Below are 23,651 nucleotides of genomic sequence, written 5' to 3' on the forward strand. Positions count from 1 at the left end.
ACAACTTCGCCTAGGCCCGCTCCAGCTCCTGCAGCGCCAGCCTGGCCATGGTGCGCGCGCCCTCGTAGGATTTCACGGCGGCGATGAACCTGCCGTTGTGGCAGAAGCCAGCGTCCGGCACGCCGGTGACGGCGGCCAGTTCCGCGTCGCGCAGTCCGGCCCAGGACGCCGGCAGATCGGCCCGCGCCTTGAAGCTTTCGGCGCTGACCGGCACCGTGTGCAGCACGTAGCGCTGTTCGGCAACGCTGTGGCTGATGACGAACAGCACCTTGGGCATTTCCTTGCGCACCACCTGGGTCCAGGGCAGCGCGCTGTTTTTCAGGAACAGCACCTTGCCGTCTTCCAGCACCTCGCCCTGCCGCACTTGCGCCACCGCCAGCATGGCGCCGACCCGGTACCGTACCGCGTTGATCAGGATATCCGTCAGCAGCGCCATCGCGCGCTGGAACTGTTCCAGGCGGTAGGCATCGGCCGGCGCGCCGTAGCCCAGCCTTTGCTCGTCAAGCCAGTTGGGGTTGAAGCCGGACACCACCGCCGACAAGCCGTAGCCGCCGGGCGCGCTTTTCGCCGCGCCCACGTCCGACAGGTCCAGGTATTGCACGATGTCGGCGTCGATGCCGTAGGCGATCTCGCGCGCCTCGCCATCGGCCAGCTGCTGCCCGGTGTGCGCGGCGGCCAGCGCAGCGACGCAGCGGGCGCCGTATTCGCGCCACACCAGCCCTGCGCTGGCGTAGGGCACGCCGCTCGCGCGGGCGCCGCTGAAGCCTTTCTGGTGGTGGTCGAAGCGGCCCGCCGCCGGGTCCCAGATGCCGCCCACGTCGATGGCGAAATCCGCCGCCTCGATGGTTGCGGCATCGCGCGTGCGGACGATTTCGCTGCCGGGGAATAAAACATTCAGGACGGCGACCGCCCAGGCGTCGTCCGCATGGAATTTGCCGCTGTGGGTCACGATAACCATATCAGTTCAACTTTCTCACATCTGTCAGACAACTGTCAGACCGCATCATACCCGTCATTGCGGCACCGGGCGGTGTCTTAAAGGCTGCTTAAACGAACGGATTTCATTTGGGAATTCGAGCGAACGGGACTAATGTCTCCTCATCGGGCGGCCCACACCCAGGCGGCCGCCGGAACCTGACTTAGGACGTGCATATGTTAATTTCCTTCAAATCCAAATCCTCGCCCGAGGTACTGATGTACCAGGAGCATGCCGAGCGCATCCTGCGCCTGCTGCACAAAAGCCCCCAGCGCGGCGTGATCACGGCGGCCGAAGCGACCGCCGCCCTGTCCCTGCTGGAGCAGGAAGTGAGCTACACGAAGCTGCACCCGAAAGAGGACGTCGAGCACGACGTCCACACGCCTGAGCAGGAAGAAGGCGAGAGTACCGAGCATGCCCTGCAGCAGCGGGTGAGCTTCTCGGCGCGCGCCTATCCGCTGCTGGAAATGCTGCGCTCGGCCAGCAGGGAGAACGAGTACATCATGTGGGGCGTCTGACCCACGCACGCGTCCGCACGCCGGGCGCCGCCTGATTCGGGCCGGGACTATACTGGTTTTTCATCGCCAGTTCCCGGCGGTTGCGGGGCTGGCCACTCTACAACGCACTGATAGGGAGGCGATATGCACACCACGTGGATACTTTCGGCCAACGCCGGCCGTGCGCGGTTCTTTACCGAGTCCAGCCCCAACGGGCCGCTGGTGGAAGTCGAGGACATGCTTAATTCAGCAATGCGTCAGCGCATGCTGGACACGATCTCCGACAAGATCGACCCCAAGGCTGCCACCAGTAGCGGCCATGGCATCGGCGGAACGCAGGGCCCGGGCCAGGCCCACAACGCCAGGGCGGGCGCGCCGAACAAGGACTACCAGCCGGCGCAGACACCGGACCAGCACCAGGCCGAACAGTTTGCGCGGGACATCTCGCGCTACCTTGTGACGGCGCACCAGCAAGGACGGTTCCAGCAACTGTTCATTGCCGCCTCGCCGGAATTCCTCGGCACCTTGCGCGGCTGCCTGGCCCCGCAGATCGCCGCGCTGGCCAAGCAGGAACTCAACAAGGACTACACCCAGCTCGACGCGCAGCAACTGCAGGAGCGCCTGCATGGGCAGGTGCGCGCGCAGCACGCTCATCCTCGATAGCGAAAAAGCGTTTCACAGCGTGAAACAGGCGCAAAAAAACCAGCACGGAATTCATCTCATTTTTTGAAAGTTTGTTTCGTATCCCGAAATACGATATTCAACGCTTTGAATTCAAAGAGAAAAATTCTAGTTATATGTCTTATATAAGACTCTGGTGCGCCGCAATAAAAAGGCCTACTATTAATGCATGCGGTTTCACTTTCTTGCATCACCTTCTTGCATTACTACTTAGGAGATTCACACCATGTCCCAGTACCAAGACGACATCAACGCCATCGGCGCCCTGAAAGAACAGCAAGGCAGCGCCTGGAACGCGATCAACCCGGAATCGGCCGCCCGCATGCGCGCCCAGAACAAGTTCAAGACCGGCCTGGACATCGCCAAGTACACCGCCAAGATCATGCGTGCGGACATGGCCGCCTATGACGCCGACCCGTCGAAGTACACGCAGTCGCTGGGCTGCTGGCACGGTTTCATCGGCCAGCAAAAGATGATCTCCATCAAGAAGCACTTCAACAGCACCGACCGCCGCTACCTCTACCTGTCCGGCTGGATGGTGGCCGCGCTGCGCTCCGAGTTCGGCCCGCTGCCGGACCAGTCGATGCATGAAAAGACCGCTGTCTCGGCACTGATCAAGGAGCTGTACACCTTCCTGCGCCAGGCCGACGCGCGTGAACTGGGCGGCCTGTTCCGCCAACTGGACGCCGCCGAAGGTTCGGCCAAGGCCGCCATCCAGGCGCAGATCGACAACCACGTGACCCACGTGGTGCCTATCATCGCCGACATCGATGCCGGCTTCGGCAACGCCGAAGCGACCTACCTGCTGGCCAAGCAGTTCATCGAAGCGGGCGCCTGCTGCATCCAGATCGAGAACCAGGTGTCGGACGAGAAGCAGTGCGGCCACCAGGACGGCAAGGTCACCGTGCCGCACGAGGACTTCCTGGCCAAGATCCGCGCCATCCGCTACGCCTTCCTGGAACTGGGCGTGGACGACGGCATCATCGTGGCCCGCACCGACTCGCTGGGCGCCGGCCTGACCAAGCAGATCGCCGTAACGGCCAAGCCGGGCGACCTGGGCGACCAGTACAACTCCTTCCTCGACTGCGAAGAAGTGTCGGCCGACGCGCTGGGCAACGGCGACGTGATCATCAAGCGCGACGGCAAGCTGCTGCGTCCGAAGCGCCTGCCAAGCAACCTGTTCCAGTTCCGCGCCGGCACCGGCGAAGAGCGCTGCGTGCTCGATTGCGTGACCGCGCTGCAGAACGGCGCCGACCTGCTGTGGATCGAAACCGAAAAACCGCATATCGCCCAGATCGGCGGCATGGTCAGCGAAATCCGCAAGGTCATCCCGAACGCCAAGCTGGTGTACAACAACAGCCCGTCGTTCAACTGGACCCTGAACTTCCGCCAGCAGGTGTACGACGCGATGAAGGAAGCGGGCAAGGACGTGTCGGCCTACGAGCGCAGCAAGCTGATGAGCGTGGAATACGACCAGACCGAACTGGCCATCGCCGCCGACGAGAAGATCCGCACCTTCCAGGCCGACGCGGCCCGCGAAGCCGGCATCTTCCACCACCTGATCACGCTGCCGACCTACCACACCGCCGCGCTGTCGACCGACAACCTGGCCAAGGAATACTTCGGCGAGCAAGGCATGCTGGGCTACGTGGCCGGCGTGCAGCGCAAGGAAATCCGCCAGGGCATCGCCTGCGTCAAGCACCAGAACATGTCCGGTTCGGACATCGGCGACGACCACAAGGAATACTTCAGCGGCGAAGCGGCGCTGAAGGCCGCCGGCAAAGACAACACCATGAACCAGTTCTAAGCAGCACGCAGTCTTAGCTTTATAGTTTTACCCTCGCCCACAAGGCAACCGGTCGCAAGCCCCCGCGCTGTATCCAGCGCGGGGGCTTGTTCATTTCGGCCTGAACTGTTTGCGGTAGGCGGCCGGCGAGAGCGAGAACGCGGCCGTGAACTGCTGGCGCAGCGAGACGGTGGAGCCGAAGCCGGCCAGTTCGGCCACGCGGTCGATGGCCTGGTCGCTGGTCTCCAGTAGGCGCTGGGCGGCGGCCAGGCGGTGGTTGAGCAGCCATTGCGCCACGGTGGCGCCGGTGCGGGCCTTGAAGCGGCGCGTGAAGTTCCTGCGGCTCATGGCGGCGCGCGCGGCCAGCTTGTCCAGGCACAGCGGCTGGTCCAGGTGGGCCTGGGCCCAGGCCAGCACGCTGTCGAGCGGGTCGCCGCTGCCGGCCTTGGGCAGGGGCTGTTCGATGTACTGCGCCTGGCCGCCGTCGCGGTGCGGCGCTACCACCATGCGGCGCGCCACGCGGTTGGCCACGTCGGCGCCGTGGTCGCAGCGCAGCAGGTGCAAACAGCAGTCGATGGCGGCGGCGGTGCCGGCCGAGGTAAGGATGTCGCCGTCATCCACGTACAGCACTTTCTGGTCCAGTTTCACCTTGGGGTATTTACGGGCGAAGTCCTCGGCCCACACCCAGTGTGTAGACGCTGCGCGCCCGTCCAGCAGTCCGGCCTCGGCCAGCACGAAGGCGCCCAGGCACAGGCCCACCACCCTGGCCCCGCGTTCGTGCGCGGCGCGCAGGGCCTGCAGCAGGGCTTCGGAAGGCCGTTCGTCCGGGTGTCCCCAGGCAGGCACGATGACGGTGTCGGCGCGCTCCAGCGCGGACAGGCCATGCGGCACGTCGATGCTGAAGCCGGACATGGTGGCGGTGAGGCCGGGCCGCTCGCCGCACACCAGCAGCTCGTAGCGCGGCCCGCCCAGGCGCGCCATGTCGTCGCCGAACACCATGCAGGGCACGGACAGGTGGAAGGGGCTGATGCCTTCGAAGGCGATGACGGCGACAGTGTGGCCAGAGGTGGATTCGGACATGGCCCGATCCTATCACATGTTGTCCTGCGGGACACTTTCGGGGCGGACGGCGCGGCGCGATACTGATCCCACCGCACAACCAACCAGGAGATCACATGAACCACCCCACCATCCGCACCATGGCCGGCGCCAGCGCCCCGCAAGCGATCGCCGCGAACAGCACCGCCCTGCTGGTAATCGATTTTCAGAACGAGTATTTCAGCGGCAGGATGCCGATCCCGGACGGCATGGCCGCCCTGCGCAACACGCAGCGCCTGGTGGCGCACGCGGACCGCGCCGGCATGCCGGTGTTCCACATCCAGCACGTGACGCCGGCCGGCAGCCCTATCTTTGCGGAGGATGGCGACACGGTGCCCTTCCACAGCGGGCTGCAGCCGGCGCCGCACCATGCGGTGGTGAAGAAGTCGCAGGTGAGCGCCTTCCAGGGCACGGACCTGGACCAGCGCCTGAAGGCGGCCGGCATCAAGACGCTGATCGTGTCGGGCCTGATGACCCATATGTGCGTGACCGGCGCCGCGCGCGACGCGGTGCCGCTGGGCTACGCCGTCATCGTGCCGCACGACGCCTGCGCCACGCGCGACCTGGACGGGCCTACCGGCCTGGTGCCGCACGCGGAGCTGCACCGCGCCGCGCTGGCGGCCATCGCGGACGCCTTCGGCGACGTGCTGAGCACCTCGCAGGTGCTGGAGCTGAAACTGGAGCGGGAAGCGGCGTAAAACCCCCGCCAAGGGCTTACCACATCAGGTCGTCGGGGATCTTGAAGGCTGCGTACGGATCGTCCTCCTCGACCTCGGTGCTGGTCTGCTTCACGCGCACCACGATGGATTCATCGCGCTCGGCGATCTTGTCGGCAATCACGCGCGGCACCAGTTCCACGGCGCCGTTCAGGCACACGATTACCAGGCGGCCGGCGATCAGGTGGCCCTGCACTTCCGGCGACACGTAGATGCGTTCGATCTTGGTGCCGTGCGTGAAGTTGTAGGCCACGTCGCCCTTGCCCTTGTTCTGGCGGTTCTGCTGCACCATCTGCGCGATCTGCGCCTGGATCGCCTTCTGGGCGGCGGCAGCGTCGCGCTGGGCGTTCAGCTCGCGCGCGCGCTCGGCCTGCTTGCGCTGCATTTCCTGCGCCGCCAGGCGCGCCTCATCCACGGTCTCGGTGCCGCTGCGGCGCTCTTCCTTTTTCTGCTTGCTCTTGTCCTGCTGGACTACCTTGACCTTCTTTTTATCGACCAGGCCAGCTTTGAGCAGTTGATCTGCCAACGAAACCATATCCATTACTCCGTACGAAAGACGCTAGCATAACAAACCTTGGCGCCGTCCTTGACTTCCAGTTTGCCAGCACTAGGCTTAACTGATCGGTTATCTGCGGCACGACCATCCGCGACTGCTGTCGGACTGCCGATTTATCAGGAGGCATGTCATGGATATACAGGAAAACAAGAAGCTGGTGATGGACGGCTATCGACTGTTCCAGACCGGGGATATCCGCAACCTGCTGGACCGCTACCACGACGACGCGGAGTGGGTCGGGCCCGATTCAGAGTTTGTTCCGTTCGCCGGCCGCTACCACGGCAAGGCGGAGATTGCGCAGTTCTTCGAGAAGCTGGACCGGGCGGTGATGCCGGTGCGCTTTGAGCCCAAGCAGTTTATCGCCGAGGGCGACACGGTGGTGGTGACGGGCGACGCCACCTGGATGGCCAGGCAGACCGGCCTCACCTACGACAGCCCCTGGGTCCACGTGTTTACCCTGCGCGACGGCAAGGTAGAACGCTTCCAATCGTATTACGACACGGCCGCCACCGAGCGCGCGCTGCATGTCGACCAACCCGGCCAGGCGGCCGCAGCAGCCCAGCTGCATCATTAAGTCATTGCTTCTCCCAAGGATTGGTATTACATTGGTATTTTTTAATCCCGGGGGAAGCATGCAACATACCGTCAAGGCCGCTCTGGCCGCCGCCGCTCTGGCTCTGGCCACCCTTGTGCCGGATGCGCAGGCGCAAGCCGGTACCCCCTGGCCCATCGCCAGCACCAGCCCGCAGCAGCTGGACGACAGCGACCTGAAACCGTTCGCCGACGCCATCGGCAACGCGCGCATCGTGGCGCTGGGCGAGCAGACCCACGGCGGGCGCGAAGAATTCCTGCTGAAGACGCGCTTGCTCAAGTTCCTGCACGAGAAAATGGGCTTCGACGTGTTGCTGCTGGAGAGCGGTTTCTACGACATGGCGCGGCTGGCCGAACGCATGGAGCGCGGCGAGAAGCTGGACGATATCGCGCCCGGCAATGTGTTCTTTATGTACGCCAACACGGCTGAAGGCCGCGGCATGCTGCAATACGTCGACAGCCAGCGCGCGCAAGGCAAGCCGATCGCGCTGGGCGGCATCGACAGCCAGCACACCGGCGAGACCAGCAAGAAGGAGTTGCTGCCGCGCCTGCAGGCCTATCTGAAGACGGCCGCACCGGGGCTGGCCGAAGGCGACGGCTGGCGGCGCTATGCGCAAGCGGCCCAGCCGCTGCTGGAGATGCAGCGCGCGCCGCCAGCGGGCGAAGCGCAAGCGGCATTCCGGCAGCACGCCGCCGCGCTGCGGGCCGCCCTGTGCCAGGCCGTGCCCGCGGCGCCCAGCGCAGGCTTCTGGTGCCAGGCTGTGAAGAGCGTGGAGGCGCAGGCGGCCAGCTACTGGAGCGCGGACCACGACTACCAGCGCGACAATCAGATGGGCGATAACACGATCTGGCTGGCCGACAAGCTCTACCCGGGCCGCAAAGTGGTGATCTGGGCGCATACGGTGCACACCGCGCGCGGCTTCCAGCGCACGCCGGTGAATCTGCAGGCCGGGGAAGTGATGCACCGGCACTGGGGCGCGGACTACAAGATCGTGCAGTTCAGCAGCGCCGGCGGCAAGATCCTGGACTTCGTCAGCAACCAGCGCCTGCCCTTGCCTGCTATTCCGCCGGACAGCCTGGAAGCGGCCCTGGCCCGCCAGCCGCACGCCCTGCTCGGCCTGACCGCCGGCGCCCTGCCGCAGCCGCGACCGAAAGACCAGCCGCAGTTCAGCTACGAATACGAACTACAGCGCGGCGGCCAGCTGGGCGTGAACTGGGATGTGCTCTTCTTCATTCGTCAGATTACACCCGTCAGCATGGCGCGCTGACTGCCACACTGAGCCGCTGGCAGGCCACACGGTTGCCGTTGCGCGGCGGGTGGCGGCCGCAGTCAAAATCCGATAAATTGATTAGGCGCGCTCCTACTTGCCGGGTCCGGCGGCAGTGGAATAATGGCCGCTCACCCAACCTAAGGAGGAATGCCATGAAAGCTCAAGCGACTACCGCAGTGTTGGCCCTGCTGCTCAGTGCCGGGGCCTGGGCGCAGAACCAGGACCCGCGTGGCCAGGACCCTTACGGCAACGCCGCCGTGCAGCAGCACACCACCGATCCGCAACATGCGGACAAGCACAAGTCCAAGCAGAAAAAATCCAGTAAGCGCAACAATACCAGCGACACTGGCGACACCAGCAGAAGCATGGACCAGAACAGTTCCGGCAGCAGCGGGACCAGTGGGACCGCCGGCGGCACCGGTAGCGGCACGTCCGGCAGCAGTGGCACCAGCGGTACCACGGGCACCGCCGGCAGCGGCACCTCCGGTACGTCGGGCAGCAGCGGTAGCACCGGCACCACTGGCAGCGGCACTACCGGTACGTCGGGCACCAGCGGCACCACGGGCACCGCCGGCAGCGGCGACCGCCCTTCGGATGTCGCGCCGATGACGCCAACTACCCGCCCGACCGACCGGTCATCCCAGAACCCGTCCGACACCCGCACGCCGACCACCAGGTAATGCGGCCGGCCGATGGCCGGAACGCGGCCGGCGCGGCCGGCTTGCTCAGTACTTGTACGTCAGGCCCAGCACGAAAGTGCGGCCGGAGTGCACGTACAGCAGCGTGTCGTTGCGCTGCAGGTCACGGCCGTAGCGCAGCGGGGTGTCTGTCAGGTTCTGGCCTTCCAGGCTCACGCGCAGTTTCGGCGTGATGTTGTAGGACAGGCTGAAGTCGACACTGGTGGAGCCGTCCACCACGGTGAAGTCGTGCCCGGCCACGTCGCCCAGCACATTCAGCAGGTAGGACGAGCGGTGCGCCGCCGAGACCCGCGCGCTGAACTTCGGATCTTCGTAGAACAGCGTGATGTTGTGCGCGTTCGGCGACAGGCCGGTGAAGTTGGCGGTCTTGCTGAGCAGCTCGTTGGCCGGCGTGTTCGGATTGTCCACCCGCGTCACGTAAGTGATCTTGGAATCGACGTGGGTGTAGTTGGCCAGCAGGCCGAAGTTGCTCCACACCCCGGGCAGGAAGCTGAACGGCGCCTGCAGGTTCACCTCGAAGCCGTTCAGCGGCCCGCCCGGCGTGTTGACCTTGCGCGCCACCGTGACCACCGTGTCCGGCAGCGTCGGGCAGGCCGGCGTGCCGCCGGTGATGCTGCAACCGCCGCCGATCAGCACCGAATCCGGCAGGCCCAGCGAGGAGAACGGCGCGCGCTCGGACACGCCCTGGATGAAGGTGTTGATCTCCTTGCGGAAATAACCCACCGACAGCAAGGCGTTCTTGGCGTAGTACCACTCGGCCTGCAGGTCGTAGGTGCGCGCGCGGATCGGGTCCAGGTTCGGATTGCCGATCGAGACCGACTGGCTTTGCGTGGTCAGGGTGGCGGTCGGCGCCAGGTCGGTGTACTCGGGGCGCGACAGCGTCTTGCCGGCCGAGAAGCGCAGCATCACGTCCTGCGGCAGCGAGGCAGTCACGTTCAGCGCCGGCAGCACGTCGCGGTACTTGTGCTCCACCGTGGCCGGCGTCAGCGCGCCATTGGCGTTGATCAGCGCGAACGAGGTGGCCTTGGTTTCTGCGCCGCGCACGCCCACGTTGCCGCGCAGGCCGACCGGGCCCACGTCGTACTTGAAGTCCACCATGCCGTACAGCGCATTGATGCCCTCTTCCACGCCGCGGTTCACCTGGCCCAGCAGGTTGTATTCCGAGCCCGGTACTTTCGAGCAGTGGCATTCGATGTCGTACACGGCGCGGAACTTGTCCAGGTCCACCGCGGCCCACGAGGTGGGCACGCCGCTGCCGCCCAGGCCGCGGCCGAAGCCGTCGATCTGGCGCGTGATGCTGGCCATGGTGGTGCCGGCGGGCAGCGCCAGGCCATTGCCGCCGGAGCCAATCTCCACGTTGGTCCAGGTGTTCTTGCGGTTTGAGACGCCGCCGCGCAAGGTGATGTTGTCGTTCACCTCGAAGCTGGCGTTGATGGCGTTGGTGCGCAGCTTGTTCTTGGTGTGCAGGTAGCGGCCCACGAACTGGCCGTGGAAGGTGCCGTCGGCCTCCTGCGGCGCGAAGGTGAACAGGTTGGGATTGGCCACGTCCATGCCGAAGTTCAGGGTGGGCACGTTGCGGTTGTTGCGGAAATCGAAGGCGAAGCCGTTCACGTTCGGATTGTCGAACTGCACGGTGGCGCGCATCGGTTCGTCCAGGTCGGAGTTCGACACGCCGGCCAGGAAGTCCACCTTGAAGCGGTCGGTGATCTCGCGGCTGCCGGACAGCACCTGCTGGCGGAACAGCGTGGTGTACTTGTCCAGCAGGCCTTCGGTGCGGATGTCCACCGCGTTGAACTTGCCGTAGTCCCAGCTGCCGTTGCTGTCGAAGTGGGCGTCCACGATGGACGATTGCGGCTTGCCGTTGGACTGGCCCAGCGTGCGGCCGAAGGAGATGGCGGAAATGTAGTTGTCGTAGCGGTCGTTGACGAACTTGCCGCCCATGAAGTCCAGGTTCAGCTCGGTCTTGGTGTCCGGGCGCCACTGCGCGGACGCGGTGAGGCCGGTGCGCTCGTAGTTGGTGAGCGAGCGGCGGTAGCGCGGGATGCGCGGCGCGAAGGCGCCCGAACCGGCGGCCGGACTGGCCACGGTGCCGCCGTAGTTGTCGGTGCGGCCCATCACGTCGTTGTAGGCGGCCAGGCTGGAGGTGCGCGGCACGCCGAAGCCGCAGCTGGTGGCGGTGATGCCCTTGGCCGGCGTATTGACCGGGTTTTGCGGCGTGTAGCCGAGCGGCGAGCAGAAGCCGCCGTCCTGGCTGGCGCTCAGCAGTTCAACCGCCTCGTAGCCCTCCTCCTGGATGGTGCGCTTGGAATAGGCCACCGAGGCCAGCGCGCCGATCTTGCCGATCGGCGTGTCCCAGCGGTCCGAATACAGCGCAGTCACGCGCGGCTCGGCCTTGCGCGACAGGCCGTTCCACGATTCCTGCCCGCCCAGGCTGAAGGTCCGGCCCTTGAAATCGAACGGGCGCGCGGTGCGCAGGTCCACCGTGGCGCCCAGCGAGCCTTCTTCCACGCCGGCTTCGGAGGTCTTGCGCACTTCCAGGCTGTTGAACAGTTCCGAGGCGAACACGCTGAAGTCGAAGCCGCGCCCGCGGTTGGTGCTGCCGTTGATGTCGGACGCGCCGGTGGCGGTGACGCCCTCGATGCCGTTGATGCGCACCCGCGTAAAGCCCGCGTTCAGGCCGCGCACGGTGATCTGCTTGCCCTCGCCGCCATCGCCGCGCGTGAGCGAAACGCCCGGGACGCGCTGCAGCGATTCGGCCAGGTTGGCGTCCGGGAACTTGGCGATGTCCTCGGCCTTGATCACGTCGACGATGCCGTCGCTGTTCTTCTTGGTGTTCAGCGCGCTGTTCAGGCTGGCGCGGAAGCCGGTGACCACCACCACGTTGTCGTCGGCCTTGGCTTCCTGGGCTTGCGCTTGCAGCGAGGCGGCCAGCGCGAACACGGCCAGGGCGATCAGGGTGGGCTTTGATGCGGGAGAGGTACGGGTGCTGCGAGTACTGGTGCTGCGGTTCCGGCTAGTCATTGAATTTCCTTGTGATTTATTTGTTCGGAAATGAAGCGCGCGTCCCAACGCGATTTGGATCATATGCGGATTCATTTCGTCCGGCGTGCGCCGGCCACAAATACTCACTTTGTTGATTGAGGAAATCCCGGAATGCTCAAGCGGCGGTGGCTGCGCCGTGATAGGGGCGGGCGTCGAGCGGAATGTCGATGACGAAGGTGGTGCCGTCCTGTGGGTTGCTTGCAACAATGATGCTGCCGCCGTGGGCCTCGGCGGCCTTGCGCGCGAACGGCAGGCCCACGCCCCAGCCCTGCACGCCGTACTTGCCGCGCGCGGCGCGCCGGTAGAGCTGGAAGATGCTCTCGCATTCCTCGGGCGGGATCGGGTCGCCGTCGTTGTGCACCGCAATCCTGGCGCGCTCGAAGTCGCTGCTCACGCTCAGCTTGACCGGAGCGCCGGGACGGCCGTACTTGACGGCGTTGCCGACCAGGTTTTCCACAGCGCGCCGCAGCGTCTCGCGGCACCAGTGCCCGGCGACGGGCTGCGGCGGCAGGTCCAGCTCCACGCGCGAGGCGGTCTCGATGGCGGTGGCCACCTCGCGCGCCAGCTCGGCCAGGTCGAACTCGGCGATGCGCAGGGCCAGCTTGCCGGCGCCGCCGAACACGATCCTGTCGAGCAGTTCGCAGGTCATGGTGTCTATCCTGGCGGCACTGCGCAAAATGGTCTGGGCCAGCTGGCGCACGTCGGGATCGCCGGCCATGCGCTCGATCAGCTCGGCAGCCATGCGCGCGTTCGACAGCGGCGTGCGCAGGTCGTGCGTGATGGCGGCAATGAACTGCTCGCGCAGCGCGGCCTGCACCGCAGCAAAGGCGTTGGCGCTGTCGCGCATCATGTTGTCGAGGCAGTTGGCCACCAGCGCGCGCTGCGCCAGGTCCAGCGGCGCGCCGCTTTGTTCCATCTCGGCAAACAGCACCCGCTTGAACAGCTGCAGCTCGTGAATCAGGGTGGTGATGTCGTACGGCGTCAGGCGCGCCCGCTCACCGCCGTGCTCGTTTGCCAGCGTGGTCAGGTCGCTGATGGCGTGGTCGCGCTCCCCTTCCGTCAGCAGCAGGGCCACGGTATCGACAATGGCGGGCAAGGTGTTGCCGAGGATGGCCAGGTGCAGCGGGCCGGCCTTGGGCACGGACTTGCGCATGGTATCCATCCACGCGTTGACCACCGCGTCGCGGCGGGCCATGAGCGCGCGCGTGGCCGGCGCCAGTCCGGGCTGGCTCGGATCGCTTGTGCCTGTCAGATTGGAGCTCATGGGATAAATATAGCGCGCTGCCGGCCAGTGCGCCGCCCGTTTGGCGGGTGCTGCAACGCAGCAACAGCGACGCCGCGCAGCGGTCAATTTGCAACGCGGGGCCGCGTCCGATTGACCGCCGCCAGCGGCAGGGGGATACTTGCTTATCGGATAGCGCTGATGGCATAAGGACATGACCGAACTGCATGCTTCACTCAAGTGCGCGCACAAGTTCTCGCTGAACTGGGGCTACCTCAACGCCATTGCCAGCGGCGTGTCCGCCATCGACCTGGGCGCGCTGGCCTTGCGCAACCTGCACGACGCGCGCCAGTTCGTGCTGGAGTACGGCTTCGACCTGGCCCAGCCGGCCGCCCCCGCCGTGATCGCCCGCGCACACCGGGAAGCGGTGGCCTTTATCGCCAGCACCTTCCTGGCGCCGGGGCAGGCAGCGTTGATCCCGGCCGAGGTGCGCGCGCCGGACGACCCGCTGCAGCTGCTGGTGTATGCGTCGCGGCGCGGCCTGCAGGCCGATGCGCTGCGCATGTGGTCGTGCGCGGTGCTCAAGGTCATGCACGGCATCTTTTACATCGACAACAATCTGAAGCTGCGCCACTTCAACACCATCCGCGAGCAGGTGTTCGCCTCGCTGGACGAGGTGATACGCTGCGACGACGGCCAGTACTTCCTGACGCACGGCGACACCTGTTTGCCGCTGCTGCAGTTCGACCGCAAGAACAACAAGGGCCGCGCCAGCATCCTGCTCAAGCTGCTGCAGAAAGCGGCCTACCTGGCGGCCGACGTGTACGACCACCTGGGCGTGCGCATGATTTTCAATACCCGTTTCGAGTGCCTGCTGGCCTTGCAGACGCTGCAGCGCGCGCACCTGCTGTCGGTGACCAACGTCGATTCGCAGCGCACCCGCAACACCCTGCTGGACATGGAGGCGGCCAAGGAGGTGTTCTGCAAGTACCGGCCCATGCTGGAGCGCAGCGAGCACTATCCGGCCGGGCTGCTGCGGCGCATGGACGAGGAGCTGCTGGCGCTGTCGGCCCAGCAGACCCGCAGCGACAACCCGCACAGCGGCGAAGGCTTCAGCAGCATCCAGGTGACGGTGCGCAAAATGATCCACTTGCACGCCAACGACGCCGGCGGCAGCAGCCTGCCCCTGTTTGCCGCGCAGGACGCCGCGGCGGCCGAGTCGGCCGAACCGGACTACGACGTGGGCTTTTTCTTTGAGTATGAGATCCAGCTGATGGACAAGGCCAGCCATGACCGCAGCCTGAGCGGACCGGCCAGCCACGAAGCATACAAGCGGCGCCAGGTGGACACGGCGCGCCTGCGCGTGCTGGGCCGCGAACTGCTGCGCTGGATGGATGAGCACAGCGGCGTGGCTGCCGCCTGAACGGACCGCCATGCCGCCGCCACGCATATCTGCAGCCGCTTTCTGCGCCGCTTTCGTCAGGGTTCTCGCCAAGGTGATCGCCAAGGTTCCCGCCACGGCGCTCGCCGCGGTGCTTGGCTGCGGCGCGCTGTCCCCGGCCACGGCCGCCCCGCTGCTGCTGCGCACGGCGGCGCAGGACAACAACACCCTCAAGTACGAGGTGGGCGCCAGGCGCAAGGGCATCTGCGTGGAGGTGATCAAGGCTGTCGAGCAGGTGGCGCCGGGCTTGCGCTTCACCGGCTGGACCCAGCCCATGTCGCTGCCGCGCATCGAATCGGCGCTGGCGGAAGGACAGCTGGACGTGTTCTGCGCGCTGATCCGCACCGGCGCGCGCGAAGCGAAATTCGGCTACATCGACGTGCCGGTGTACACGGTGCGCCACAAGATCGCCGTGCGCGCGGACGACAAGGTGGCCGTAAAGACCCTGGACGACATCCGCAAGCTGGGGCCGGACAGCGTGATCATCGTATCCAGGGGCAGCGCCTACGCCAGCCAGCTGGCGGGCGAGCCCGGACTGCGCCTGGACGCCAGCAGCAGCGACCCGGAAGTCAACCTGCGCAAGCTGATGAACCGGCGCGGGCGCTTTTTTTACCACGCCGAAGGCGCGCTGCGGCGCACCATCGCGGACGAGCACCTGACCGGCATGGTCAAGCTGCTGCCGGCTGTGTTCAAGGAGGAGCCGCTGTACTTCGCGGTGTCGCGCACGCTGGCGCCGGCCACTGCCGCGCAGCTCAGGCACGCGCTGCAGACGCTGGCCGAGCAGGGCGAGCTGCAGCGTATCTACGCCAGCTACAAGGACGACTGAGACATGCCGCGCCAGGCTGCTTCCCGCTCCGCGCGCGTCCGCGCCGCCCTTGCGGCGTTCGCGCCGGCTGCGCTGCCGGCGTTGCCAGGTGCGTTGCCAGCTCCGTTGCCAGCTGCGTTGCTGGCTGCGTTGCTGGCGGCCGGCGCGGCGCACGGCGGCGAGCCCGGGGCTGCCACGCCGCAGCCGGGCCCACCGGGCCCATCCGCGCCGCTGGTCATGTGCTACGAGGACGTGGAGCAGCGCCCCTGGAGTTCGCCGGACGCCAGCGGCCTGAATTTCGAGCTGCTGCGGCGGGTGGAAAAACAGCTGGGCGAGCGCTTCGTCTACGCCCCCAAGCCCTGGCGCCGCTGCATCGAAGAGCTGCGCCTGGGCACAGTGGACGCGGTGGTGGCCGCCGCCGACGCGAAATCGCGGCGCAGCTTTGCGGCCTACCCGCTGCGGCCCGACGGCAGCGCCGATCCGGCGCGCGCGCTGTATTCGGACAGCGTCAACGTGTTCCTGCGCGCGGGAGGGCGCGGCAGCTGGGACGGACATACCCTGGTCGCGCCCAACCAGGAAGTGGCGGTGCAGTCGGGCTACCTGATCAGCAGCGTGCTGCGCGAGCGCGGCTACCGCCCGCGCGAACTGGTGAAATCGGCCGAGGACGCGCTGCGCCTGCTGCAAACCGGGATGTTCGACGTCGCCCTGCTGCAAGGGGCCGAGGCCAGCCGCCTGGCCGTCAGCGACCCGCGCTTCCAGGGCAAGGTGGTCCAGACGGGGCCGCCGTACTGGGTGCTGCCGCTGCACCTGGCCTTCAACCGCGCGGCCTACCGCCGCAACCCGCAGCGCGCGCACGCCATCTGGGAAGCCATCGCGGCGGCGCGCGCGTCGGCCGACTATCGCAGGCTGGCCGCCGAAGCCGGCGTACCCGAGCCCTAGGCCGGTTCCGCGCCGCGCCACGCCGCGACGCATCCTGCTTAGCAAGCTGACCGGTTTACTTTTTTTGCAACAGCGCCGGCCGTTCTTGGATACAATATGGCTCCATGACCACCCCACCGCCACGGCCTTGATCGACGGCCGCCTCTCGCTGACCACGCCGGAAGGCACCCGCCTGCTGCTCACCCCGGCCGGCCCGGCGCCGCGCGCCTGGGCCTGGGCGCTGGACGCCACCCTGTGGCTCAGCTTCATGGGTCTGGCCGGCTGGCTGCTGAGCGGGCCGCGCATGGCGCAGGGCGTGCTGGCGGTGCTGGCCTTCCTCAGCTACTGGGGCTATCCCGTCATCTGCGAAGTCTATTTCCAGGGCCAGACCATCGGCAAGCGCGCGCTCGGCCTGCAGGTGCGGCGCGACAACGGCCTGCCCGTGGGCTGGCGCGAATCGGCGCTGCGCAACCTGCTGCTGGTGGCGGACTTCCTGCCGCTGGCCTATGCCACCGGCCTGGCCTGCATGCTGTACGACCGCCAGTTCCGCCGCCTGGGCGACATCGTGGCCGGCACCCTGGTGGTGTACCGCGACCGGCCGCCGGCCCGCCCCACCGTGCGCGAGGCCGCGCCGCTGCCGCTGCCCTTCCCGCTCACGTCCGCCCAGCAGCGCGCGCTGGCCGACCTGTTCGACCGCGAACAGGGCCTGCCGCCGGCGCGGCTCGAAGAGCTGGGCAGCATCGCCGAGCCGCTCACCGGCACCATCGGCGCAGCCTCGCTGGAACGCCTGCGCGCCTACGCGGCGGGGCTCAAGCAATGAGGCCGGCGCCATGAAGCAGACCCAGTTCGAACAGCGGCACGCGCCGCTGTGGGAGGCGGTCGACGCCATCCTGCACAACCGCTCGGACGATCCGGCCGCCCTGCCCGCGCTGTACCGGCGCCTGTGCCAGTGCCTGGCGCTGGCCGGCCAGCGCGGCTATTCGCCGGCGCTGACCGACTACCTGCACGCGCAGGCGGCGGCCTGCCACCTGCGCCTGTACGGCAGCGCGGCCGAGCGCCCGCGCGCGCTGCTGCAGTGGCTGCTGGTGGACTTCCCCTGCCGCGTGCGCGCCGAATGGCGTTTGCTGCTGGTGGCGGCGCTGGCGGTGTTCGGCGTGGCGCTGGCACTGGGCCTGCTGGTGTGGCAGCAGCCGCACTGGGCGCACAGCTTCATCGATCCGGCGCAGCTGGAAAAATACCGCCAGATGTACCGGCCCGGCCGCATCGGCCTGGGGCGCGGCCAGGAAGGCGACCTGCAGATGTTTGGCCACTACATCTGGAACAATGTGTCGATCTGCTTCCGCACCTTCGCCGGCGGCATCTTCGGCGGCCTGCCGTCGCTGCTCAGCCTGGCCTTCAACGGCATGCACATGGGCGTGATCGCCAGCTGGCTGAGCATGGACCCGCTCACGCGCACCAATTTCTGGTCCTTCGTGGTGACGCATTCCAGTTTCGAGATCACCGGCCTGGTGCTGGCCGGCCTGTCCGGCATGCGCCTCGGGCTGGCGCTGATCGCGCCGGGCCGCCTGAGCCGGCGCCACGCGCTGCACGCCACCAGCCGCGCCATGTTCCCCGTGATCGTGGGCGCCGCCGTGCTGACGCTGCTGGCCGCCTTCGTGGAAGCGTTCTGGTCCGCCAGCACCGCGGTGCCGCCGCAGGTGAAGTACGCGGTGGGCGGCGTGTGCTGGACGGCGGTGATCGCCTTTTTCGCGCTGGCCGGCCGCGGCCGGGGCACGCACAGCGGGGGAGCCCTGCGTGCGGATTGACAAGCTGCAGATCGCGCTGCGCCCGCGCCCGGCGCCGCAGGCCCTGGACCTGGGCTTCGCGCTGCTGCGCGCGCACGCCGGGCCGGTGTACAAAACCTGGCTGGCGCTGTGGCTGCCCTTGTGCGGGCTGGCGCTGCTCCTGATCTGGGCGGCGCCGTCGTGGGCCGCCTTGTGGATGTTCCTGCCGTGGTGGCTGCGGCCCTTGCTGGAGCGCGGCCCGCTGTACGTGCTGTCGCGCCAGGTGTTCGGCGAGGACGTGACGTGGCGCCAGGCGCTGCGGGCCTGGCCGCGCCAGCTGGGCGGCGGCTGGTTCCGGCTGATGACCTGGTGGCGGCTGTTCATGCCGGGGCGCGGGCTGTACCAGCCGATCTGGCAGCTGGAGCAGGCGCGCGGCGCCACCGCCAGCGAACGGCGGCACGCCATCGGCCGCAACGGCACCGGCGCGGCAGCCTACCGCTTCGGCCTGGCCTGCGCGCACTTCGAGGCGGTGCTGAACTTCGGCCTGATGGCCCTGGTGGGCCTGTTCCTCAGCGATGGCCCCGCCGTCAATCCCTTCGCCATTTTCAGCAAAGGCGCCAGCGGCACCTGGCTCGACCTGGTGGCCATGGCGGCTTACGCGGTGGCGGCCGGCATCGTGGGGCCGGTTTACACGGCCTGCTGTTTCACCCTGTACCTGAACCGGCGTGCCACGCTGGAGGCATGGGACATCGAGATCACGCTGCGCCAGATCCAGGCGCCGGCCGCGCGGCACCAGCCGCAGCCGCAGGCCGGCCATGCCAGCCCGCTGCTGCTTGGCTGGCTGGCCATGCTGGCATTGGCGGCGGCGCTGGCCGTGGCCCTGCCGGCCGCCCCGGGCCGCGCCGAGCCGCTGCAGGCGGCCGCGCCGCCGCCCGCGCCGGGCCCGGACCGCATCCGCTGCGCGCGCCCCCCGCACTTGCAGAACCCGATCGGCAAGCATGCCCCCGCGCGCAGCGCGGAGCAGGCCGCGCTGCAGCAGGAAATCAAGCGCCTGTACGACAGCGACGACCTGCGCGGCTACAAGTGCGAGGATAGCTGGCACCTCAAGGATTTCGATGCGCCCGAACCCGAAAAGCCGCTCAAGATGCCGGACCTGAGCCTGCTGGCACTGGCCATCAAGGTGCTGCTGATCGCCGGCGGCGTGGTCCTGCTGGCGTGGCTGCTGTACCGCTACCGGGGCAAGTTCGCCTGGCTGTTGCCGGCGCCGGCCGTGATGGCGGCAACCGAGATCGCGGGCCTGGACATCCGCGCCGAAAGCCTGCCGGCCGACGTGGCGGACGCCGTGCGCAGCCTGTGGGAGCAGGGAGAACGGCGCGGCGCGCTGGCCTTGCTGTACCGCGCCACCCTGTCGCGCCTGGTGCAGCAGGACGGGCTGCAGCTGGCCCAGGGCGCCACAGAGGGCGAGTGCCTGCGCATGGCGCAGCAAGCCGGCCTGGCGCCGGCGCGCTACGGCATCGCCGCCACCGCCACCACGCTGTGGCTGAACGGCGCCTATGGCGCGCGCTGGCCCGACAGCGCCGCGCTGTACGCGGCCTGCGACGCGTGGCGGGCGCAATTCGACGCGGCCACCGGCGCACATGCAGGCGCGCATGCAGGCACGCCCGCTGGTGCGGCCGTTGGTGCGCTGGCTAGTGCGCCAGCTAATGTGCACACCGAGGCCCACGGCAAGGCGCACGCCGCGGAAGCCACGACGCCGCGGGAGCACGGCCGGTGAGCGCCGCAGGGCAAGCCATGCCGCGCCGCCCGGGCCGCAGGGCCGGCATACGCGCGCTGGTCGCGCTGGGCTGCCTGGCGGCGCTGGCGGGCTGCGTGGCGCTCTGGTACGCCGTCATGGAGCGCTCGCCGAACGCGGTCACTTATATCTCGCCGCTGGCCATCGACAACCCCATGCTGGCCGCCGGCACGCTGCTCAAGCAGCACGGCTACACCGTCAGCGTGGAAAAGAGCCTGAGCGGCGCCGGCCTGGGCAAACTGCCCGGCGGTACGCTGATCCTGGCCGATAACAGCGGCCAGGTCGACCCGGTACAGGCGGCCCAGCTGCTGGACTGGGTCCGGCGCGGCAACACCGTCGTGATGCAGCCCAAGTGGGTGGCGCTGCACTACGGCGACGACGGCAAGCCGGACCGCCCCGGCGCGCGCAAGCGCCTGGCGCCGCTGACGGAACCGGACCCGCTGGGCGCGCGTTTCGGCGTTGCCCTGAGCTACCGCAACAAGCTGCGCGCCAGCTGCGACACGGTCAACGGCGCCATCGCGGCGCTGCCGCCGGAGGACGACGAGGACGGCCAGGACGACGAGGACGAGGACCAGGAAGAGGACCAGCATCCGGAGCCGGCGCAGGAGCAGGCGCGGCAACGCGCCCCCGGAAAACCATCGGGCGCGGTGGACAAGCCGAAAGAGCCGCGCCAGCTCACCTGCGTCCCCCTGCCCGGCGCCGCCTATCCGCTCGCGCTGGACACCGGCACCGAAGTGCTGCAGACCATACGCGAAGGCCGCCAGCCCGCCTGGAGCGACTTCGACGGCATGTCCGTGCGCGTGTACGCCGAGGGCCGCGGCCACATCGCCATGGTGTCCGACAATTACTTCAACAACCAGCGCCTGCCGCGCTTCGACCACGCCGAACTGCTGCTGGGCCTTACTCGCCTGAACCAGCAGGGCCGCAACGTCATGGTGGTGCTGCACGCCGACGCCTCGCCCTGGTACGCCTTGCTGTGGCGCGCCGCGTGGATGCCGCTGACCGCGCTGGCCCTGCTGCTTGCGCTGCTGCTGTGGCGCGCGGCGCGCCGTTTCGGTCCCCTGCTGCCCGAGCCCTCCGGCGAGCGCCGCTCGCTGCTGGAGCACGTGGAGGCGAGCGGCAACTGGCTGTGGCGCGCCAAGGGCGGGCGCGAGGTGCTGCTGGCCGCCGCGCGCCAGGAGACCCTCGCCCTGCTGCGGCGCCGCGCGCCGGAACTGCAGCCGCTTGCAGAGGATGACAAGGCGGCGCGCCTGGCGCGCCTGTGCAACGCCCAGCCGGCCGAGATGCGCAGCGCGCTGGCCGGGCCGGCCGCGCCCCACCCGGCCGCCTTCACGCGCCAGATCCAGCTACTCCAACAAGTGAGAACCCATTATGAACGACAGTAATCAGCCAGCCCCGAACGACGACAGCACAGCCAGCGGCATCGGCCCCGAGCGCCTGCAGCAGGCGCTCGACATCGTCCGCCGCATGGGCGAGGAAATCCGCCGTGCGGTGGTGGGCCAGGAAGAGGTGATCGAGCAGGTGCTGGCCTGCATGCTGGCCGGCGGCCACGTGCTGGTGGAGGGCGTGCCCGGCCTGGGCAAGACGCTGCTGGTGCGCGCGCTGGCCAAGACCTTCGCCGGCGAGTTCTCGCGTATCCAGTTCACGCCCGACCTGATGCCGGCCGACGTGATGGGCCACGCCGTGTTCGACCTGAAGAACCAGACCTTCAGCGTGCGCAAGGGCCCGGTGTTCGCCAACCTGCTGCTGGCCGACGAGATCAACCGCGCGCCGGCCAAGACCCAGTCCGCGCTGCTGGAGGCGATGCAGGAAAGCCAGGTGACCATCGAAGGCGAGGCGCACCTGCTGGCGCCGCCGTTCATGGTGCTGGCCACCCAGAATCCGCTGGAGAACGAGGGCACGTATCCGCTGCCGGAAGCGCAGCTGGACCGCTTCCTGATCAAGGTGCGCATCGCCTACCCGAGCGAGGGCGAGGAGCAGGCCATGCTGCAGGCGGTGACGCGCAACCGCGTGGGCGACGGGCTGGACGTGGCCGCCGTGGCCACCCTGGTCAAGCCGGAAACCGTGCTGGCGCTGCAGCAGCTGGTGGCGCGCATCCGGGTCGACGACAGCGTGGCCAGCTACGCGGTGCGCCTGGTGCGCGCCACGCGCGACTGGCCCGGCATTGCCATCGGCGCCGGGCCGCGCGGCAGCATCGCGCTGGTGCGCATCGCGCGCGCCATGGCCCTGCTGGCGGGCCGCGACTACGTGACGCCGGACGACATCAAGCAGGCCAGCCTGCCGGTGCTGCGCCACCGCATCGCGATTTCGCCGGAAAGCGAACTCGATGGCCTGAACAGCGACCAGCTGCTGGCGGCGCTGGTGCAGCAGATCGCCGCGCCGCGCGCATGACGCCTTCGCGCCGCCTGCTGTTGCTGGTGCTGGCCTGGGCCGGCGCGGGCGCGGCCGCCAGCGTGGGCGCGGCGCAAGCCGGCCTGGGGTCGGCCCCGGCTCAGGCGCTGGCCGCCGCGTGGTGGCTGGCCGGCGCCGCGCTGCTGGCCGCCGCACTGGCCGACGCCTGGCAGGCGCTGCGCGCGCCGCCGCTGCGGCTGGAACGCCAGCTGCCCGGCGTGCTGCCGGTGGCGCTGTGGCACGGCGTGACGCTGACGGTGCACAACCTGGGCACGCGCCCGCTGCACCTGGAACTGTTCGACGACTACCCCGCCGCCTGGGCCATGGAGGGCATGCCGCACGCCTGCACCGTGGACGGCGGCGCGTTCGTGTCGCTGGCCTACCGGGTCAAGCCGGACCGGCGCGGCAACGCGCAGTTCGGCCAGCCGCACGTGCGCGTGGCCACGCCCTGGGGCTTGTGGCAGCGCACCCGCCGCCTCGGGCCGCAGCAGGCGGTCAAGGTGTTCCCCGATTATTCGCGCCTGCTGGGCCAGACCCTGCAGGCTACCGACCGCCGCGCGCCGGCGGCCGGCGCCGTCCGCAAGCGGCGGCGCGGCGAGGGCACGGACTTCCGCCAGCTGCGCGAGTACCGCCAGGGCGACAGCCTGCGCGCGATCGACTGGAAGGCCACTGCGCGCCAGCGCAAGCCCATCGCCCGCGAATACCAGGAGGAACGCGACCAGCAGGTGGTGTTCCTGCTGGACTGCGGCCGGCGCATGCTGGCCAGCGAACAAGGCGCCAGCGCGCGGGACGGGGGCGCGCAGAGCGGGGGCGGGCAGGACGCGGGCGAAGCGGGCAGCCACTTCGACCACGCGCTGCAGGCGGTGCTCACGCTGGGCTTCGTGGCGCAGAAACAGGGCGACGCGGTGGGCTTGATGACCTTCGGCGGCGCGGCCGGCGGCACCGACGGGCGCTGGCTGGCGCCGGCCAAGGGCCGCGCCGGCTTCGACCGCCTGCTGGCCGGCGTGTACGACGTGCAGCCCGATGAAAGCGCGCCCGATTACACCCTGGCGGCGGGCGCGCTGATGAACAAGCTGTCCAAGCGCGCTTTCGTGGTGTTGATCACCAACCTGCGCGACGAGGACGACCAGGCCATGCGCAGCGCCTGCGAGCTGCTCGGCACGCGCCACATGGTGCTGTGCGCCAGCCTGCGCGAGCAGGCGCTGGACCGCGCCGCCGCCGCGCCGGTGGCCGGCTTCCAGGACGCGCTGCGCCAGCCGGCCGCCATGCTGTACCTGCAGCAGCGGCGCGAAGCGATCCGGCGCCTGGGCCTGCGCGCCAACGCGCTGGTGGACGTGGCGCCCGGCCAGCTCAGCGCGGCGCTGCTGGGCCGCTACCTGGACATCAAGGAAAGCGGCCAGCTGTAGG

General features: G+C 68.4%; 21 protein-coding genes. 16 read left to right on the plus strand and 5 right to left on the minus strand.

Annotated features, from left to right (window positions below; all coding sequences use genetic code 11):
• Positions 1-10: 10 nt before the first annotated feature.
• The gene (locus ASC94_RS27205; protein WP_056403749.1) at positions 11-958 is read right to left on the minus strand and encodes an MYG1 family protein; all 948 of its coding nucleotides are present in this window, start codon (positions 956-958) and stop codon (positions 11-13) included.
• A 194-nt stretch (positions 959-1,152) separates the two neighbouring features.
• Here ASC94_RS27205 and ASC94_RS27210 point away from each other — a divergent pair, with 194 nt between their 5' ends.
• The 3 genes from ASC94_RS27210 to ASC94_RS27220 all read left to right on the plus strand — a co-directional run bounded on the left by ASC94_RS27210 (position 1,153) and on the right by ASC94_RS27220 (position 3,961).
• A complete protein-coding gene (locus ASC94_RS27210) occupies positions 1,153-1,494 on the plus strand; it encodes a DUF1840 domain-containing protein (protein WP_056403752.1) in 342 nt (113 codons plus the stop codon).
• A 123-nt stretch (positions 1,495-1,617) separates the two neighbouring features.
• Complete coding sequence (locus ASC94_RS27215; protein ID WP_082616883.1) at positions 1,618-2,136, plus strand: host attachment protein; 519 nt, start codon at positions 1,618-1,620, stop codon at positions 2,134-2,136.
• A gap of 244 nt (positions 2,137-2,380) precedes the next feature.
• Positions 2,381-3,961 carry an isocitrate lyase gene (locus ASC94_RS27220; protein WP_056403755.1) on the plus strand — a complete coding sequence of 527 codons (1,581 nt, stop codon included), beginning with the start codon at positions 2,381-2,383 and terminating at the stop codon, positions 3,959-3,961.
• A gap of 90 nt (positions 3,962-4,051) precedes the next feature.
• On the opposite strand, the gene ASC94_RS27225 is transcribed toward ASC94_RS27220, so the two are convergent.
• A complete protein-coding gene (locus ASC94_RS27225; protein WP_056403759.1) occupies positions 4,052-5,020 on the minus strand; it encodes a GlxA family transcriptional regulator in 969 nt (322 codons plus the stop codon).
• A 95-nt stretch (positions 5,021-5,115) separates the two neighbouring features.
• Here ASC94_RS27225 and ASC94_RS27230 point away from each other — a divergent pair, with 95 nt between their 5' ends.
• On the plus strand, positions 5,116-5,736 hold the full coding sequence (locus ASC94_RS27230; RefSeq protein WP_056403763.1) for a cysteine hydrolase family protein: 621 nt from the start codon (positions 5,116-5,118) through the stop codon (positions 5,734-5,736).
• A 16-nt stretch (positions 5,737-5,752) separates the two neighbouring features.
• Here ASC94_RS27230 and ASC94_RS27235 read toward each other — a convergent pair whose 3' ends face one another.
• Positions 5,753-6,289 (minus strand): DUF2058 domain-containing protein, encoded by a 537-nt coding sequence (locus tag ASC94_RS27235; protein WP_056404341.1) that lies wholly within the window; start codon positions 6,287-6,289, stop codon positions 5,753-5,755.
• 151 nt (positions 6,290-6,440) lie between these two features.
• On the opposite strand from ASC94_RS27235, the gene ASC94_RS27240 reads away from it, so the two are divergent.
• The 3 genes from ASC94_RS27240 (at position 6,441) to ASC94_RS33315 (ending at position 8,852) form a co-directional block, all read left to right on the plus strand.
• On the plus strand, positions 6,441-6,884 hold the full coding sequence (locus tag ASC94_RS27240; RefSeq protein WP_056403767.1) for a nuclear transport factor 2 family protein: 444 nt from the start codon (positions 6,441-6,443) through the stop codon (positions 6,882-6,884).
• 58 nt (positions 6,885-6,942) lie between these two features.
• Positions 6,943-8,169, plus strand: a complete 1,227-nt coding sequence (locus ASC94_RS27245) for an erythromycin esterase family protein (RefSeq protein ID WP_056403770.1) — start codon at positions 6,943-6,945, stop codon at positions 8,167-8,169.
• A gap of 155 nt (positions 8,170-8,324) precedes the next feature.
• Complete coding sequence (locus ASC94_RS33315) at positions 8,325-8,852, plus strand: hypothetical protein (protein WP_200955836.1); 528 nt, start codon at positions 8,325-8,327, stop codon at positions 8,850-8,852.
• 45 nt (positions 8,853-8,897) lie between these two features.
• On the opposite strand, the gene ASC94_RS27255 is transcribed toward ASC94_RS33315, so the two are convergent.
• Both ASC94_RS27255 and ASC94_RS27260 read right to left on the minus strand, forming a co-directional pair.
• Entirely contained in the window at positions 8,898-11,891 is a 2,994-nt protein-coding gene (locus tag ASC94_RS27255) for a TonB-dependent receptor (RefSeq protein ID WP_162251458.1), read from the minus strand.
• 136 nt (positions 11,892-12,027) lie between these two features.
• Positions 12,028-13,176, minus strand: a complete 1,149-nt coding sequence (locus ASC94_RS27260) for a sensor histidine kinase (RefSeq protein WP_056403781.1) — start codon at positions 13,174-13,176, stop codon at positions 12,028-12,030.
• Between the two features lie 172 nt (positions 13,177-13,348).
• Between ASC94_RS27260 and ASC94_RS27265 the strand changes: the two genes are divergently transcribed.
• The 9 genes from ASC94_RS27265 to ASC94_RS27305 all read left to right on the plus strand — a co-directional run bounded on the left by ASC94_RS27265 (position 13,349) and on the right by ASC94_RS27305 (position 23,650).
• Complete coding sequence (locus ASC94_RS27265) at positions 13,349-14,557, plus strand: TIGR04552 family protein (RefSeq protein WP_056403784.1); 1,209 nt, start codon at positions 13,349-13,351, stop codon at positions 14,555-14,557.
• Between the two features lie 10 nt (positions 14,558-14,567).
• On the plus strand, positions 14,568-15,401 hold the full coding sequence (locus ASC94_RS27270) for an ABC transporter substrate-binding protein (protein ID WP_056403787.1): 834 nt from the start codon (positions 14,568-14,570) through the stop codon (positions 15,399-15,401).
• Between the two features lie 105 nt (positions 15,402-15,506).
• Positions 15,507-16,319 carry a transporter substrate-binding domain-containing protein gene (locus tag ASC94_RS27275; protein ID WP_162251459.1) on the plus strand — a complete coding sequence of 271 codons (813 nt, stop codon included), beginning with the start codon at positions 15,507-15,509 and terminating at the stop codon, positions 16,317-16,319.
• 85 nt (positions 16,320-16,404) lie between these two features.
• Positions 16,405-17,118, plus strand: a complete 714-nt coding sequence (locus ASC94_RS27280) for an RDD family protein (RefSeq protein ID WP_162251460.1) — start codon at positions 16,405-16,407, stop codon at positions 17,116-17,118.
• A gap of 10 nt (positions 17,119-17,128) precedes the next feature.
• Complete coding sequence (locus tag ASC94_RS27285; protein WP_056403798.1) at positions 17,129-18,103, plus strand: stage II sporulation protein M; 975 nt, start codon at positions 17,129-17,131, stop codon at positions 18,101-18,103.
• Positions 18,093-19,835: a hypothetical protein gene (locus tag ASC94_RS27290; protein WP_056403801.1), complete on the plus strand. Its 1,743-nt coding sequence runs from the start codon at positions 18,093-18,095 to the stop codon at positions 19,833-19,835. The genes ASC94_RS27285 and ASC94_RS27290 overlap by 11 nt, the downstream gene beginning before the upstream one ends.
• A gap of 17 nt (positions 19,836-19,852) precedes the next feature.
• The gene (locus ASC94_RS27295) at positions 19,853-21,238 is read left to right on the plus strand and encodes a DUF4350 domain-containing protein (protein ID WP_056403804.1); all 1,386 of its coding nucleotides are present in this window, start codon (positions 19,853-19,855) and stop codon (positions 21,236-21,238) included.
• Positions 21,225-22,244 carry a MoxR family ATPase gene (locus ASC94_RS27300; protein WP_056403807.1) on the plus strand — a complete coding sequence of 340 codons (1,020 nt, stop codon included), beginning with the start codon at positions 21,225-21,227 and terminating at the stop codon, positions 22,242-22,244. The genes ASC94_RS27295 and ASC94_RS27300 overlap by 14 nt, the downstream gene beginning before the upstream one ends.
• Positions 22,241-23,650 (plus strand): DUF58 domain-containing protein, encoded by a 1,410-nt coding sequence (locus ASC94_RS27305; RefSeq protein ID WP_056403810.1) that lies wholly within the window; start codon positions 22,241-22,243, stop codon positions 23,648-23,650. The genes ASC94_RS27300 and ASC94_RS27305 overlap by 4 nt, the downstream gene beginning before the upstream one ends.
• Position 23,651: the final 1 nt, after the last annotated feature.

It is taken from the genome of Massilia sp. Root418 (assembly GCF_001425265.1).
In the GTDB taxonomy this organism is placed as follows: Bacteria; Pseudomonadota; Gammaproteobacteria; order Burkholderiales; family Burkholderiaceae_D; genus Rugamonas.

Excerpts from the sequence above, each read along its gene's own strand:
- ASC94_RS27245 (WP_056403770.1), top strand. The coding sequence starts at position 6,943 with ATGCAACATACCGTCAAGGCCGCTCTGGCCGCCGCCGCTCTGGCTCTG.
- ASC94_RS27265 (WP_056403784.1), top strand. The coding sequence starts at position 13,349 with ATGACCGAACTGCATGCTTCACTCAAGTGCGCGCACAAGTTCTCGCTG.
- ASC94_RS27285 (WP_056403798.1), top strand. The coding sequence starts at position 17,129 with ATGAAGCAGACCCAGTTCGAACAGCGGCACGCGCCGCTGTGGGAGGCG.
- ASC94_RS27215 (WP_082616883.1), top strand. The coding sequence starts at position 1,618 with ATGCACACCACGTGGATACTTTCGGCCAACGCCGGCCGTGCGCGGTTC.
- ASC94_RS27295 (WP_056403804.1), top strand. The coding sequence starts at position 19,853 with ATGCCGCGCCGCCCGGGCCGCAGGGCCGGCATACGCGCGCTGGTCGCG.
- ASC94_RS27255 (WP_162251458.1), bottom strand. The coding sequence starts at position 11,891 with ATGACTAGCCGGAACCGCAGCACCAGTACTCGCAGCACCCGTACCTCT.
- ASC94_RS27220 (WP_056403755.1), top strand. The coding sequence starts at position 2,381 with ATGTCCCAGTACCAAGACGACATCAACGCCATCGGCGCCCTGAAAGAA.
- ASC94_RS27230 (WP_056403763.1), top strand. The coding sequence starts at position 5,116 with ATGAACCACCCCACCATCCGCACCATGGCCGGCGCCAGCGCCCCGCAA.
- ASC94_RS27235 (WP_056404341.1), bottom strand. The coding sequence starts at position 6,289 with ATGGTTTCGTTGGCAGATCAACTGCTCAAAGCTGGCCTGGTCGATAAA.
- ASC94_RS27225 (WP_056403759.1), bottom strand. The coding sequence starts at position 5,020 with ATGTCCGAATCCACCTCTGGCCACACTGTCGCCGTCATCGCCTTCGAA.
- ASC94_RS33315 (WP_200955836.1), top strand. The coding sequence starts at position 8,325 with ATGAAAGCTCAAGCGACTACCGCAGTGTTGGCCCTGCTGCTCAGTGCC.
- ASC94_RS27260 (WP_056403781.1), bottom strand. The coding sequence starts at position 13,176 with ATGAGCTCCAATCTGACAGGCACAAGCGATCCGAGCCAGCCCGGACTG.
- ASC94_RS27205 (WP_056403749.1), bottom strand. The coding sequence starts at position 958 with ATGGTTATCGTGACCCACAGCGGCAAATTCCATGCGGACGACGCCTGG.
- ASC94_RS27300 (WP_056403807.1), top strand. The coding sequence starts at position 21,225 with ATGAACGACAGTAATCAGCCAGCCCCGAACGACGACAGCACAGCCAGC.
- ASC94_RS27305 (WP_056403810.1), top strand. The coding sequence starts at position 22,241 with ATGACGCCTTCGCGCCGCCTGCTGTTGCTGGTGCTGGCCTGGGCCGGC.
- ASC94_RS27240 (WP_056403767.1), top strand. The coding sequence starts at position 6,441 with ATGGATATACAGGAAAACAAGAAGCTGGTGATGGACGGCTATCGACTG.
- ASC94_RS27270 (WP_056403787.1), top strand. The coding sequence starts at position 14,568 with ATGCCGCCGCCACGCATATCTGCAGCCGCTTTCTGCGCCGCTTTCGTC.
- ASC94_RS27210 (WP_056403752.1), top strand. The coding sequence starts at position 1,153 with ATGTTAATTTCCTTCAAATCCAAATCCTCGCCCGAGGTACTGATGTAC.